This window comes from Pseudoalteromonas sp. T1lg21 (assembly GCF_002964625.1).
Classification (GTDB): domain Bacteria; phylum Pseudomonadota; class Gammaproteobacteria; order Enterobacterales; family Alteromonadaceae; genus Pseudoalteromonas; species Pseudoalteromonas gelatinilytica.
Map to the genome: position 1 here is coordinate 22,330 of NZ_PQBX01000078.1, position 12,828 is coordinate 35,157.

The following is a 12,828-nucleotide window of genomic DNA, read 5'->3' on the forward strand; positions in this document are numbered from 1 at the left end:
GCAAGTATGCACGATGCTGCATATGCAGCCATGTCTTTCCTCTTTACGTATTGAAGGCAGCCATAAAGGCGCCTGTTTTCAGTCACCGAAGTGACTCCCTTCGCAGGAACGCAGCAATTGTGCGTATTTATGAATATAAGTGATGAAACGTGAACTATCAAGAGCTGTATTTAAAGAGTTGCTTTACTTCTTAAGGTTTTCCCATTATTAAAGTATTAGCTTACTGTTTCTCTTCCACCAATTTAGCCCAATGCTCTAATGCAGCTAACTTAATATTTTTATCTTTATGCTCCCATATCAATTTTTCTAAAAATGCCAATGCAATGTATTTCTCTACAGGAGATTCTGTTAACTCTCGTGCAAGCTTTCTTAGTCTGCTATTTGAAACATGCCTAATTTTGTTGGCAACCGTTTCTGATTCACTATGCATAGAGCTATGATGATTCATTTATTTCCTCTTCCTTTTAACTAAGACTCGTCTGTTTTTATAAAATAAGACTGCGAAAAATATAACCAAGCTTATTATCATTATATTACTAGCGATCAATGCGCCCATATTAACCTCCAAAGCTTTCAAAATTAGCCTTACAGAGTATATGCCATAAGCCTATATTCATAAAACCAACCCCTTTTTATTGAGGCATCATGAGCAATATCCACCTCTTTAAAAAGGGGCTACGCCCCCCGCTATGTCGAAGCGATAAATCGCTCGCTTCATAGCGGGGGGCTTGGTTTTTCGTAGCTTACACGCAGATTTTTATTTGCAGATTGCACATAGGCAACTTTAACGCTAACCTAATATTGAAATAGCCCAATGGGCATTTACAAAAAACGGCGCTGTTCAGCTGCCGACAACACGTAGTGAGGGCCCTCACTCTTTTCAATTTAATAGTCATGTCTCACGCCACATTTAAGGCGTTATACCGGCGCTTTCTGCTGCCGCTTTCACGTAAAGAGGAAATAAATTAAGGCGAGATCAGTCCGAGCCTTTTGCATGTGCGAAAAACAGGGGCGAATAGGCTTCAGTGTCGCTGAGCAACCAAGTTGCCAGTTAATCTTACAACCTAGGAGAATGCCATGACTTTTAATGCAAATACTGAAGTCGCTTTGTTAAAAGCGCATACTAAACTACGTGCCCGTAAACGTCACAAATCATCCAAACTGGACAAATACCGCACTCACCTTTGCAAACTCTATGAAGCGGGTGCAAGCAAAGCTGAATTACAACGTTGGCTTGCAATGAGAGGTGTCAATGTAGAATGGACGACTGTTAAAAGGTGGGTCGATAAAAATGCCTAAATTCGCCAAAGCTGAAACTCAAGCAAAAAATGTTATTAAAGGACTAACCAAAGCACAGCGCATAAAGTCTTTGGGCACTGCCAGGAACTATATGCAGTCGCTAAAAACGGTTGCCAACTGGTCTAAAGATATCGGCATTAATGGTATTCAGGCTATGACTATTCAGCAAGCACGTATGTATCTTGATTACAGAGCTGAGATCGTTGGTCAAAAAGCCCTGGATATGGAACGCCAAGCTATTCAAGCAATGATGCAATTAAACGGTAAATTACAACCGAAAGAAACACTCTACCGAGTAAAGTCATGTTTAGATGAGATAAAGCGCTCTCGTGCTTACACCAAAGAACAAGCCAAAGCTATTTCACATAGACAAATGGAAAGAAATCAACTCGCAACACAAATCGCCTATGCGGCCGGACTTCGAGCTCATGAGCTACTAACACTTGCCAAAGCTAATGAACGAACTCCTGATAAACGCCCTGCTCTAGACTCAAAATGGCAAGGCCGAAATGGTGAACTTTACACAGTAGTTGGTAAAGGAGGCTTGGTTCGACATGTACTTATTCCCAATATCCTAGCCTATCAGCTCGAGCAACAACGTTTAGCTCAACCAATCACAGTAGTAGACAGAGAAATTAACTATTCTCAGCGTTATAATATTGCTGGCGGTAAAAAGTGGTCGGACTCATTTTCAAAAGCCTCCAACCGCACTTTGCTGTTTTCCACAGGCGCACATGGCCTCAGGCATAGCTATGCTCAAGAGCGGATGGTTGAGCTTAAAAGATTAGGACTTAAATATGAGACGGCCTTAGAGACCGTTTCACAGGAAATGGGGCATTTCAGAGCTGAAATAACGCAAGTTTATTTAAATTAAGGCTAAACTTCATGTATCGTATAACCTATAACAACCTTGCTATACTACTTAAGTTTTGAAGCCATCCTGCAATTGATAAATAACTACTTCTAAACCACATTAAGATCTGCAATGTAATCATCATCGCCTAAACGAATAGTTAATTTCAAGGTTAAAGTACGAAACGGCATTTAAAGGCCGTTTCATTAGAGATGGAAGATTTTAGGCCTGAAATTACTGAAAAACTCCTAGTGTAATCTTCATCATTTTTCCCATAGCAATTTTTTAGGGAGAACTTGTAAAATGCTAACTTTATGAAACTCTCAAAGGAGAAATCATAAGCGGAGGAACACCTAACCTCGCACAAGACGATTGAAGAATTTCTCGCCAATAAGGCCATACGTGATAAAAAACATATTTTTCACCAAATAAGCTCAGCCCTTCTTCTGACAATTCACACTTTGACTCATATTGGGCTACAAATTCCGCTCTAATTTCTAAAATAGGCTCGATCGAATCATCGCCACTATCTTTTTTAGTGTCTTCTTCTGAGATAAACCTTATAGCTATGACTGTATGTAATCTATAAAACCAAGTATCATCTTCTTCCCTTTGGAATTGACGAATCAGTTTTAATGCCCTAATTTCTTGTGGGTGTTCAATACACTCATCATCAAAAACTTCAGCATCAACATCGTCTCTTAAGTTCACTAGTAAACTTTTAAGGATAACAGACTGTATTTCCAAATTATCAACGCAACTTTTAAGTTCTGGAGCCATTTTAACACACAGCCTTCAATTGAACATTTGACCATGCAGGTTTAATTTCAGATTTATTAATACGTTTAGTATCTTTTATATTTAAATAACTTAGATTTTTTACTAGCTTTGGCTTTTCTGTTACTTGCCAAGTCGTAAAATCATTTTTAGGTTCTTTTACTGGTATATTAATTTCTGGCTTGAAACCTAAAGCGAAGCAAATATCAGAGAATGATCCCAGTGTCATATTTCTTGAACCACTTAATATTTGAGAAACGTAAGACTTTGACTTACCCAATCTTCTCGCAAGCTCTGACTTGCTAACTTCTAAATCTTCTAACATTACTAGCAAATCTTCAGTAACATTAAAAACAAGATCTTCTCGGGCATAAGCACGCTCTTCAGCATTACTAAAAATAGTACCTGAAGGGTAAAACATATTTTTTGCACTCATAATGATTCCTCTATATTTCTCCAATTTGCATGTACTTTCTCTATATCCTTTTGGAGCAACTTACCTTTATCCTTATATTTATAATGACTGATAAAGTATGTACCACCATGCTTTTTGGACTGCCAACAATAAGCTCTTATTGGTAACTTTTTAAATGCATAAAACTTACCAGAAGATTTAGGGAGGTTACCTTCTGAAGGAAAACTATCTTTTGATAATCTTTGCCCATTTGCTAAACGTTCTATAAGTTGAATCATAGCCCTTGTGATTGATCTCTGTTTATTGTGGGGTGTTACTCTTTGTAAAGCTTCCTCGAAACTTTCAATTGCCCCCTCGCAGTGAACAACTGTAAAACGTTCCCCCTTATATTTATTACTTATACTATTAGACACATATTTCCCCAAGGACCTCAGTTAACATATATGTAAACCTCACGCGAATTAAACAATACAATAAGTAGAAATGCAAACTTTATTTCCTAATTAGTAACTGTTTATTTGAACAGCTACTGATGGGAAAAGTTGCTAACTTTATTGGTAAACTTGGTATCCCAAGCGTGAAGAGCATCAACTCTTTTTTTAATATACTCTTGTAAATTATAAACTTTTTGCATTCCCTGCAACTGATGATTCAGAATTTTTTCAACGACAATAGGATCAGTTCCAATATCGTCATCACCTAAACGTGTAGCCATCGTCCTGCGTAAGTCATGAGGTACGAATTTTGGAACGCCTAACTCTTCTAGTTTACGGCTAACCGCTCTTGAAAGCGAATGACGATCAATTGGCTGTTCGCCAGGTCCACTATTGATGCATGTAGTGCTAGGAAACACATATTTTGAATCTAAATAGCTAAATGATGCTCTTAACTCATCAAGCATAATTATCATATTGTGGGTGATGGGCACTTTGTGAGTTCGGTCCCCACCTTTGTTTTGTTTTACCCGCTCGGCAGGGATAGTCCACATCATCTTCTCAAAATCAAATTCTTGCCACTGGGCACCAGTAATCTCTATCGGCCTACAACCAGTAAGTGCTATGAATTTAAGGGCATAAATTACTTGGGTACTTACACCGAGCTTAGGCAAGCGCTCAAATACCTGTATCAATTCTTCAAACTCAAGTGCTCGAGTGCGCGGCTTTTCAATACCGCCAACATTCTTTTTCTTGGCAGTGCTAATTGGGTTACCCTGCATTAAGTCACGCTCAACAGCAAAATCAAACATCTGCTTTAATATTGAAAGGGTTTTGTTGGCTTGAGTCCCAGCTCCCCTATCTGTGATTGGGTCTAGAACTTTACTTAGTATTTCTCGGCGAGAAATGTCTTTTAATTTAACTTTCCCTATAGCTGGTAACACGTCTTTTTCAAACATACGCTCTACTGCACTTGGGTCTTTACGATTAATTTTGATATAGCGCTCTAGGAACTCTGTAGCTAATTCTTGTACCGTTGGCGCTTCATCTTCTTGTTTTTGCGCTTTGGTTCTTTCTTTTTGTTCAAGGAATACATCTATTCCACGAGAAACATCACCAATATATTGCTTAGCGAGCTTTCTGGCTTCACCTACTGTTAGAACTGAAGATTTACCTAGGGCTAATCTTCTTTCTTTAGAACCTCGGCCACCTAAGCGATAATAAAGATAAAATACTTGGGAACGTTCGCCATCTTTATTTGGCTTACCAATGTTCAGATAGAAACCTGGGATTTCAGTGTCGTTTATTTTAGTAATTTCTAAAGGAATATTATTAAGTACTGACTCCGTTAATTTTGCTCTGATTGACGCCATTTTTCGCACACCCAACACATAGTTAAAAAATTTATCGCACAGTTATCGCACCAACTAGTTCTAACTCACGATTTATCACGTTACTTCACTATGTATAATTTACAGCGCAATTATTAGCAACAGCAATAACTTAGGTTTTATTTAGATACTTCACGATAGGTCACATTTGGTCATGATTGTACACGTATGAACACAGTTAATTTTTATGGGGTGTCAGGGGTCGCAGGTTCAAATCCTGCTATGCCGACCATTTTTCCTTATCCCTATCAAACACTTACATACTATTCTTAGTTTCTATAAAACCTAAAGCGTCAATAACGTTGAAAAGCTATACACTAATTTACCATCAACAGTCTCATGATCTTTAGCTACAAATTGTGCCGTCCAACCTTTGTTATCACTTGATGCTAAACCTGAAGAATTCAACTGACAAAAGAGTTGCTCTAAAAATAATGATTGGTAACTAATTAAGAGATCTTCCAACTCTGATTTACTTTTTGAAACTGGAATATTTATTTTTGCGTTGTAGATAGCGTTAATGGATTTTGGTTTATAAGCATTGAATTTAGTATATAAATCAATATTCTGATTGATAAATGAATCGAGTTCATCTCGCTCTGCTTGTTGCAAATGATAAACAAATGCTGAATCACAGCATTCTGTTGCAAAGGATCGCTTATAAGCGTCGTTTACAAAGCGTGAAGAGAAAACAACAGTTCTAGCTTTGTTAGTTTGACTTTGAATATCAAAATCATTGAGTTCTAGAATTCGATGAACTCTCCATATCCCTGAACCATAGCTTCTGACCCAGTCTCCGACCTTCATATTATCGCCCATACTTTCCTTGATGCCTAACGCCTTGATAAACTGAACAAAATGGCAGGCTACAATTTAGAGCGTACACGGCCTGATGTTTTCTGTTCGATTTAATTACCTTGTTAAGGTTATAAAGCACCTTTTTTGATTGAGTGTGCTTCAAGTTCTTTTGCTATTAAATCTCGATCTATATCTTTCGGTAATAAAAATGTAATTTCACTATCATCTGTAAACTTAAAAACTATGCCGTCAACAATAAAAGTATACGAAGATATCAGCTCCCAAGGTATCGAAGTTATATTATCTGCTTTGATTCTAATAAGACCTTTGGGGCCGGAATCAATTTTCACTGGTGACAGCCACCTGATCGTATACATGCCCAAGCTAAAATGAAACCTCCTGCAGGCGCAATCCAAATAGTTTTAACCAGATGATTGATAAAGTCATCTTTAGTCAACAGACTTACAACTGCCAAAATAACGAAAAACAACGTCCAAATAAGGCAGCTGATTAACACCCCTTTTGAAATGAGGCTATATCTTTCTTGCTTTTGGATTGATTTAACCCAAGGCTCAGTCCACTTCATTGTCTGATTGTAACCCTAACGCCACATAGAGGGCGGATAAAGCTTGGCTAAAATTAGAAACGAAGGAGCGCAAGCCAAGCGTTTTGCGTCCTTTTCATAATTACTTAATTAGGTTTTGCTTAGCGCATTTCCGTAATTTATACCAAGTAAGACTTTGTTAACTGTATCTTGAAACGAGCCACCGAAATATAATTGCTCATCTGGATCTGTAAAGATATAAAAGTTATTAAATTCATCGACAACTATTTGCATGTGATCTCGATGAGCTGAGGCAACAGAGAAGAGGCTATTTATGTTAGTCCAATATTTATCAAACTCTTTGCCTAAATCAAAAGTTTTAGAGTAAAAACAAATTTCACTCGCTGAAAAGTCTCGACCTGGAGCGACTTCACCTACGGTTAGACCTCCGTATTCTTTTAGAACTCTTATTGCGTTTTTGTATGCTGGCTTAAATAAATCCAAAACATTAGTTTGTACTTTTACATTTCTTCCTTCATACCAACCAGAGTCGTCAAACAATTTCTGAATATATTGCTCGGTGTCCATTAAAAACCTAACATGTTTATAGCGAGCAAATCGGGTGTTTTTCTACCACAGTATCGCTCGCTTTTCTGAATGACTCATTTGTAACAAACTTCTTAAGTAATTGCCAATACTACTAAAATGCAGGAGCTTTAGCTTTTTCTTAGGACAAGAACGAGCTATAGGATCGTTTTCCTGACTATAAAAGCTATATTCTTTGACGAAATAGAAAAGCAATTGTGTACAGACGAAGGACGGCTCTATAAAAGAAAGGCCTTGGTAACACCCAGTTAGGGGCTGATTAATGTTTGGCTAAAATGCAAAGGTAGCGAAATCGAACCAAGCTTTAGCAGTCCCATGCTTAAACAGCTTGTTAGGTTTTCTTATACACATAGAACCTAAATATCATTGCTTGGGACAATGCAGTCAGCGCAAATAATACAGAATCCTGACTTTGAACAAAATACAACGTTAAGCTTACTAGAATACTAACTACCATATAGATCTTGAAGGAAGCATTTGCATATTTACAAATTACCCAATGAACAGGAAAGCCGACACATAGCCACCCGACCAACGATACAAGTAAATAGACACCTAGAAAAAGTAAACTTGATACAAATAAGTCAGCAATATCACTAGCGGTTGTAGATAGTGAAGCCATAACCGAAGTTATTACGATTATTCCTAAGGCTACCCATGACAGGCTTTTGATAATTGCGCTATCCCAGTTTCCTAAGTCCACCACTCCTCCATTAAAACATAACGATAAGCTCTGCTGCGTCGTTGCTTGAGTGCCTTGTTATGTGTTAGTTATTCGATTCTCTGCAATTACCATAATAATCGAATTGCATAGGTGAAGCTTCTTTTGATTTTCCATCAATACGGACTAATTCAGCTTTACAGTATGAGTCATAAGCACCTAACTTACCCGACACGTTTATTTCATAATTCTGCTCTGCTTTTGGCTTGAATGAAGCGTAAGTTGTACAATTGCTCATGCCTGCAACAGACATAATCATGAAGGTGTATTTTTTATCAGCAACAAGATTTACGCCATCTGGATTTAATGGCGAAATTAAAGGATTACTGTCATCCAAAATAACTAATTGAGCTGCACTTTCCGCACCAAACGATTTTCCACATGATTCCTCTTCTGAGTGAACATTTACAAATGTAGAGTAACCAAGAAAAGGCGCATTGAAATCATGATTTATTTTTAGTGTCGCTGTAGGCTGGTTTGCTAAAGGAGCTTTATACTTAGGTAAGCCTGCACAACCACTTACAATTAACGGTATTAATAAAAAGCCAATTCTCATAATAAATCCTTTTCTAAAATATTCGGGTAACAGCAACGCTTGCCTAACCGCCGCAAAATAGCAGGCTAAAATTAGCGTCAGCCAAGCGTTTTGCGTCCTTTTGAGTAACTTGCTATATGACTATTTGCTGTCAAGCCAACATTTAGAAAATACTATATTATTAGAGCTTGAAACAACAAGTTTATGGATATAATCCAAACCATGGACAGGTTCTGGGTCTTTACCTATCATATAAACCATATTAGATGAGGTAATCAATTTTTCATTAATTCTTATCGATGCTTCATTGTTTAATAATAAGCCTTCGAATAAACCTTGGTAACCTGCCATTACATGAATTGCTTTATTTAATTCTTGCCCTCGCAATCCTTCAGTTGGTATCCAAAGACTTGAATGATCAACAAGTTTGCCTTTAGGTAATTCAGACAAGCTACGAATTATGAATGCTTTTGCATTTTTTAAATAAGGTTTATGAGTTGCCATATTTCTTTCAACAAAGTTTATTGCTTTTGAAGCAGAGACAATAACTTTTGAGTTGTTAGTTTTATAGAAAATAGCAGGTAACTCGAAAGATTCGGGATGGCTTAAATTGGATTTCCATTTAACTGGGTATTGGTTTGACTCACAAGGATCGGTTTCAGCGTTCACAAAGCTAGAAACTAAAAATACTAAAAATACTAAAATTTTCTGCATACTTTCACTAGCCATATAACGCCTTAATAAACGGCGAAAAATAGCAGGCTAAACTAAGCGAAGAATGAGCGCAAGCCTGCTTTTTTGCGTCCATTGTTTAATTAACTTGATACTTATTGAACCTTCTCCCCGAAGTTTAGCGAACAGCTAAACTTCAAGGCGACCAAACCAAAAGGAGAAAGCTCAGTGAAATTTTATACTAATTATCATAAATATTATTGTGGAATTGATCTACATGCACGCATTTTATACGTTTGTATCCTTGATGATCGCGGCAGCAAAGTTGTTCACCAGAAAATAAAAGCCGATAAAACCGCATTACTTAAACTCATTTCCCCTTACCTCGAAGATATCGTTATTGGTGTTGAGTGCATGCATTGCTGGTATTGGGTCAGTGACTTATGTGCTGAACAGGGTATTGATTTTGTGCTTGGTCATGCCCTCTACATGAAAGCGATTCACGGAGGCAAAGCCAAAAACGATAAAATTGACTCATATAAAATTGCTATCCTATTACGAGGTGGTAACTTTCCACTTGCTTACAATTACCCCGCACATATGCGTTCTACTCGTGATTTACTCCGTCGAAGAACTAAGCTCGTTCAACATGGGGCACAATTAAAAGCACATATAGTTAACACTAATAGCCAATACAACTATCCAGCACTTGAGCTACATATGAAGAACAAATGTGTTCGTCAAGAATTCCAAACGCGTTTTGAAGACCAAGCCGTTCAACGCAATATCAACTTCGACCTCGCCATTCTCGATAGTTACGCAGAAGAGCTTAAAAAGCTTGAATATTACTTAGAGGGTAAAGCAAAGCAGCATCAGCCAAATTATTATACTCAGCTTCGCACCATCCCAGGTATTGGTCTTATTTTAGCGATGACTATTTTGTATGAGATTGGAGACATTAACCGCTTTGAATCTGTACAAAAGTTCGCTTCTTACTGCCGACTCGTGAAATGTAAAGCCGAGTCCGCTGGTAAAACCTATGGTACTAGTGGTAATAAGATTGGTAATGGACATTTAAAATGGGCCTTTAGCGAAGCCGCTGTACTCTATTTACGCGGCAATGACAAAGCTCGTCGTTACTTAAACAAACTGCAAAAGCGTATGAGCAAAGCCAAAGCGTTATCTGTCCTTGCCCACAAGCTTGGGCGTTGTGTGTATTTTATGTTGAAGAATAAGACGGTATTCGATGATGAAAGGTTTTTAAAAAGCTAAGTCGCACAATGAGGTGAGCTGCTCTCCTAACTAGATAGGCATGAACAACCACGCATTATTTGTGTTTTAGTCAGCAAAAGCTGTGTTCGCAGGTAAGTGTTGTCGATGTAATAGCTATTTGGCCTTGATTAGACACCTCATTGGTGCGCATTAATTTTGTAATGAATTAAATCGTTTGCACCTTAACTGAGCCTTTAACTAACTGGACACATGAGCCATATCCTTGAGTAGCGCCAGTTTAAGGTTAACCGATAAATGTCTAGTGGCCCTAAGCAATTGATGTATTAACTGATTTAGGCAGCGATAAGATCGCAATAAGAGACCCTCAATATGTGTTTGCCGTAAACGATTTTTAACGGCTAACAGACATACCGAAGATAAACAGATTTAAAAGATTACAAAGACAAATTAGCTGCTTAAAGCAGCTAAAAAGAATCGTTATGCTTACTTGACCCGAGAAGGTTCATATGTGTTAGGCATACTTAGACCGTTTTTCTAACAATGATTGGGCAACCACCACCTTGGGGCTCCCAATAAATAGTAATACGTACGTTTAACCCGCTATTCTTCGTGACATTAATGTGAGCCATAGCCAAGTCATTGTTTATTGTAGTGCGTAGTTCCCCTTGAATTAAGGGAGCCTTATTTTTGTTTTCGATAACTAAATACATTGTTTGAAATGGTTTTGACTCTAACTCAGTTGGTGCTGTTACAATAAAATTGTTATAGCCCTGTTCTAAGAGTTTTACTCGGTCAGCAAATTTAGTCTCATCAACTTCACATTCGCTCGCAAAAGATGCCGAACTGAGCATCAATAATATAATTCCGTAGGTAAATTTCATTGTATGCCTAACATGTTTATAGCGAGCTAATCGCGCGTTTTTCTACCACAGCGTAGCTCGTTTTTCTTATTAGATTATTTCTAACAAACTTGTTAACTAATTACCAGTGTTATTAAAATTTAGGAGTTCTCGCTTTTACCTCAGGATAAAAACGAGCGATTGGGTCGTTTTCTTGACTATGCAAACACTTTACTTTGACTAAATAAAAAGCAATTGTGAACAGCCGAAGGACCGCTCTTTATAAAAGAAAGGCCTTGGTAACGCCCGGTTAGGGGCTGATTAATGTTTGGCTAAAATGTAAAGCGTATCGAAACCGAGCCAAACTTTTGCAGTCCCACGCTTAAACAGCTTGTTATGTTTTACACTTCTTTCGAATTACATTTACGCCTTTATTTTCCAACTGTAAATTTGTAGCTTTGTCTAAAACTTGTAAACCGTTAATAGGTAAAACTTGATTACCGTTTGAGATAACTCCTACGTTAGTTGGACACTCAGACCAACTAACGGAATTAACCATTGAATACGTTTTACCTCTCTCAGGTGTAAATATATATTTTGATGTACATTCATAGCCATTAACGGGGTGTATTAAACCAAAAGCTACAAAAATAGGATTTCCAGATGCTACTTTTACAGTTGCAGGGTTTCCTAACTTCAACTCTGTAGATACCTTAATATCTCCAACGTAACCAAAGGTGCTATTTTCACCTTCGCGTGAACACAGCTCGTAAATAATTGCGGTATGGGGATAAGGAGCAAGCCCAAAACCATCTGTTTTTTCTTCAGTTTCCAGCTGTAAATAGGCAATATCAGAACCTATTGGTTCAATATATTCAAACGAGGCTCCTGAAAAACTAGCACCTTGTTCAGTGCTTGCACACCCTACAGTAATAATACAAAAAGTGGAGAGAATAAATTTTTTCATGTTGGGTCCTTTCTTTCCGTAAAACCTAACGCCCAATGAGCGCCAGCGTACGACTTCAGTTGCTTGTTAGGTGCACTTAGCATTTTTACATTGCATTAAATACTCATGCTTCAACTGTGGTAACGCTTGCACACCATAACCTTGTAGCCAACTAGGGAAAGCTAACGCGCTATTTGTTGGCAATTCTACCTCTATCAGATTGCCTTCGGTGTTAATCAATTCTGCTCTAATAACCCAATAATAACCGTTAGTACCCCAAGGGTACTGAACTAATTTAGTAATTTTAATAACAGTACCTTTTGATAAGGCCGAAATTATTGAGCGCTGTTTCTCAAAAGCTAACTTAGTAAATAGCTTGGTATCCCACTCTTCTTGAGCTGATTTATATGCCTGATAGTTGGTAGGTGTTTTAGAGTATTCGTTGCCCGAATCAAAAGCTTGTATTCCAGTACACCATTCTGTTGATTGGATAGACGCATTGATGTCCGCGCACCTTGCTTCGTATAAAAAGCCATCTTTAACTGTTTGGTAATAACTTCCTATCAAGGAAAGCGCTATTGGAGCATTAGTTTTATCGTGTACAACGACACTACAACCAGAAAGTATTGATAGAAATAAAAGAGCTAGAAATTTCAAATACACCTCCTGTGCACCTAGACATAATGACTCCCCACGAGGTGCTAGCCTCCGCATTTTCGTGGGTTAGCTAAAAGCCAGAGCCATAATTAGTTTGTCAAATAACTA

At 37.8% G+C, this 12,828-nt stretch carries 16 protein-coding genes; 3 read left to right on the forward strand and 13 right to left on the reverse strand.

Going from position 1 to position 12,828, the window contains the following annotated elements:
* Window positions 1-220: 220 nt before the first annotated feature.
* Complete coding sequence (locus C2M25_RS20935; protein ID WP_158679769.1) at window positions 221-448, reverse strand: hypothetical protein; 228 nt, start codon at window positions 446-448, stop codon at window positions 221-223.
* A 629-nt stretch (window positions 449-1,077) separates the two neighbouring features.
* Between C2M25_RS20935 and C2M25_RS20940 the strand changes: the two genes are divergently transcribed.
* Together C2M25_RS20940 and C2M25_RS20945 are read left to right on the forward strand one after the other, a co-directional pair.
* On the forward strand, window positions 1,078-1,299 hold the full coding sequence (locus tag C2M25_RS20940) for a hypothetical protein (RefSeq protein WP_063704697.1): 222 nt from the start codon (window positions 1,078-1,080) through the stop codon (window positions 1,297-1,299).
* The gene (locus C2M25_RS20945; protein ID WP_105182048.1) at window positions 1,292-2,173 is read left to right on the forward strand and encodes a site-specific integrase; all 882 of its coding nucleotides are present in this window, start codon (window positions 1,292-1,294) and stop codon (window positions 2,171-2,173) included. Before C2M25_RS20940 ends, C2M25_RS20945 begins: the two co-directional genes overlap by 8 nt.
* A gap of 291 nt (window positions 2,174-2,464) precedes the next feature.
* Here C2M25_RS20945 and C2M25_RS20950 read toward each other — a convergent pair whose 3' ends face one another.
* From C2M25_RS20950 to C2M25_RS21000, 9 genes are all read right to left on the reverse strand, one after another.
* On the reverse strand, window positions 2,465-2,932 hold the full coding sequence (locus tag C2M25_RS20950) for a hypothetical protein (RefSeq protein WP_105182049.1): 468 nt from the start codon (window positions 2,930-2,932) through the stop codon (window positions 2,465-2,467).
* 1 nt (window position 2,933) lies between these two features.
* Window positions 2,934-3,365 (reverse strand): helix-turn-helix domain-containing protein, encoded by a 432-nt coding sequence (locus tag C2M25_RS20955; RefSeq protein WP_105182050.1) that lies wholly within the window; start codon window positions 3,363-3,365, stop codon window positions 2,934-2,936.
* Complete coding sequence (locus tag C2M25_RS20960; protein WP_105182051.1) at window positions 3,362-3,757, reverse strand: hypothetical protein; 396 nt, start codon at window positions 3,755-3,757, stop codon at window positions 3,362-3,364. Before C2M25_RS20960 ends, C2M25_RS20955 begins: the two co-directional genes overlap by 4 nt.
* 113 nt (window positions 3,758-3,870) lie before the next feature.
* Window positions 3,871-5,151: a tyrosine-type recombinase/integrase gene (locus tag C2M25_RS20965; RefSeq protein ID WP_105182052.1), complete on the reverse strand. Its 1,281-nt coding sequence runs from the start codon at window positions 5,149-5,151 to the stop codon at window positions 3,871-3,873.
* 303 nt (window positions 5,152-5,454) lie between these two features.
* A complete protein-coding gene (locus C2M25_RS20970; RefSeq protein ID WP_105182053.1) occupies window positions 5,455-5,988 on the reverse strand; it encodes a hypothetical protein in 534 nt (177 codons plus the stop codon).
* A 107-nt stretch (window positions 5,989-6,095) separates the two neighbouring features.
* Window positions 6,096-6,317, reverse strand: coding sequence for a hypothetical protein (locus C2M25_RS20975; protein WP_105182054.1), 222 nt, complete (start codon window positions 6,315-6,317; stop codon window positions 6,096-6,098).
* 344 nt (window positions 6,318-6,661) lie between these two features.
* Window positions 6,662-7,099 (reverse strand): SUKH-3 domain-containing protein, encoded by a 438-nt coding sequence (locus C2M25_RS20985; protein WP_105182056.1) that lies wholly within the window; start codon window positions 7,097-7,099, stop codon window positions 6,662-6,664.
* Between the two features lie 785 nt (window positions 7,100-7,884).
* Window positions 7,885-8,394 carry a hypothetical protein gene (locus tag C2M25_RS20995; protein ID WP_105182057.1) on the reverse strand — a complete coding sequence of 170 codons (510 nt, stop codon included), beginning with the start codon at window positions 8,392-8,394 and terminating at the stop codon, window positions 7,885-7,887.
* Between the two features lie 120 nt (window positions 8,395-8,514).
* Window positions 8,515-9,102, reverse strand: coding sequence for a hypothetical protein (locus tag C2M25_RS21000; RefSeq protein ID WP_105182058.1), 588 nt, complete (start codon window positions 9,100-9,102; stop codon window positions 8,515-8,517).
* A 171-nt stretch (window positions 9,103-9,273) separates the two neighbouring features.
* Here C2M25_RS21000 and C2M25_RS21005 point away from each other — a divergent pair, with 171 nt between their 5' ends.
* Entirely contained in the window at window positions 9,274-10,317 is a 1,044-nt protein-coding gene (locus C2M25_RS21005) for an IS110 family transposase (RefSeq protein ID WP_105182059.1), read from the forward strand.
* Window positions 10,318-10,799: 482 nt separating this feature from the next.
* On the opposite strand, the gene C2M25_RS21010 is transcribed toward C2M25_RS21005, so the two are convergent.
* The 3 genes from C2M25_RS21010 to C2M25_RS21020 all read right to left on the reverse strand — a co-directional run bounded on the left by C2M25_RS21010 (window position 10,800) and on the right by C2M25_RS21020 (window position 12,720).
* The gene (locus C2M25_RS21010; protein WP_105182060.1) at window positions 10,800-11,159 is read right to left on the reverse strand and encodes a hypothetical protein; all 360 of its coding nucleotides are present in this window, start codon (window positions 11,157-11,159) and stop codon (window positions 10,800-10,802) included.
* 352 nt (window positions 11,160-11,511) lie between these two features.
* Window positions 11,512-12,084, reverse strand: a complete 573-nt coding sequence (locus tag C2M25_RS21015; RefSeq protein ID WP_105182061.1) for a hypothetical protein — start codon at window positions 12,082-12,084, stop codon at window positions 11,512-11,514.
* Between the two features lie 66 nt (window positions 12,085-12,150).
* Entirely contained in the window at window positions 12,151-12,720 is a 570-nt protein-coding gene (locus C2M25_RS21020) for a hypothetical protein (RefSeq protein ID WP_158679771.1), read from the reverse strand.
* Window positions 12,721-12,828 lie beyond the last annotated feature (108 nt).